The sequence below is a fragment of the Moorena sp. SIO4E2 genome (assembly GCF_010671945.1).
In the GTDB taxonomy this organism is placed as follows: domain Bacteria; phylum Cyanobacteriota; class Cyanobacteriia; order Cyanobacteriales; family Coleofasciculaceae; genus Moorena; species Moorena producens.
This window is the reverse complement of the sequence record NZ_JAAHIE010001325.1, coordinates 1-1,216: the sequence shown is the minus strand read 5'-3', so window position 1 is coordinate 1,216 and position 1,216 is coordinate 1. Positions and strand designations below refer to the sequence as shown.

The window sequence follows — 1,216 nt, the reverse complement described above, 5'->3', positions numbered from 1 at the left end:
CTCGATCCCACGGAAAAGGGGAGTGTTAATCTTCCTCAAATGATAGTAGAGCTTATTTTGGTAACAAGATGCTGTTCCCAACCAAGTATTCTCATCTATCTTCTCTAACATACGGCTAAAGAGAGTCCATTCATTCAAATTTTCCAAGCGACAAAGATACTCAAAAGCCGTATCCAATGATGTCGCAATATAAGTAGATATGGGAAAGGTGTTTTTTTCCATAATTAAACTCCTAATTAAAACTTAAAACCTTGAACACCCTGCGAATTTAAACTTTGATTACGAGAACCAGAAGGTGCCAAGCAAGTTGGATCAATAACGACATCAACAACGAAAGGAAGAGAAGAACTCATTGCTTTCTCCAATGCTACTTTAATATTGGCTTCTTGTTCAACACGAATGCTGTCAGCTCCCATAGAACGAGCCATTAAAGCAAAGTCTGTAGGGGGTATTTCTACATCCATGTCCATTATTCCTAGGAACTTTGCTCCTTGGTCAACCATATTGTAGCGTCCGTCATTGAGTACAATCCAAACCGCTGGAATATTGTAACGAACGGCTGTACTAACTTCATTGTTCATCAACATTGCACCATCCCCAACAATAGCAACGGATTTATTTTGTAATGCCAATGCTGCTCCCAAAACTCCTGTAGTCCCATGACCCATTGAGCCAAATCCGGTGCTAACTCGATAACGACCCGGTTGGGAAAAGCGTAAAATATGGGTTCCCCAAGCAAAGGAATTACCAGCTTCGGTCATTACTATTGCTTGACTTCCTTCCACAATTACCTGCTGAATTATTTCCATGAGAACCTCAGGTCGCACGGGACTGTTGACATTTGGTTCAAGGATATTCTGTTTAGGATTAGGTAGGGTAATTGTTTTTTCTTTATTTGAATGTTGGGGAATGTACTTCAACAGAGTCTTGACAAATGTCCTGATGTCAGACTGTATTGCTAATGTTTCCACATCAGGATAAGCAGTTCCTGGCACATCAGGGTTGATATCAACATGTATAAATCCTTTTGAGGGTATTAACATTGGATTCCAGAACGAGGTAAACTCACCTAACCGCGTTCCTAAAACAAGTGTTCGCAAAGGACATTGTTGTTTCAGATAATCAAAAACAGAATCATGCCCACCAAAGCCAGTGACACCAACAAATTGAGAATGATTTTCTGGAAATATGCCTTTACCACGAGGAGAAGACATGA

2 protein-coding genes are annotated in these 1,216 nt (G+C 40.3%); both read right to left on the bottom strand.

What is annotated here, in order from left to right; genetic code table 11:
- Positions 1-222, bottom strand: a 222-nt coding sequence (locus F6K37_RS43370; protein ID WP_502887845.1) for a DUF8713 domain-containing protein, incomplete at its 3' end; no start/stop codon positions are given.
- A 14-nt stretch (positions 223-236) separates the two neighbouring features.
- The coding region (locus tag F6K37_RS43365; RefSeq protein ID WP_287257339.1) for a thiamine pyrophosphate-dependent enzyme at positions 237-1,216 on the bottom strand (980 nt) is incomplete at its 5' end.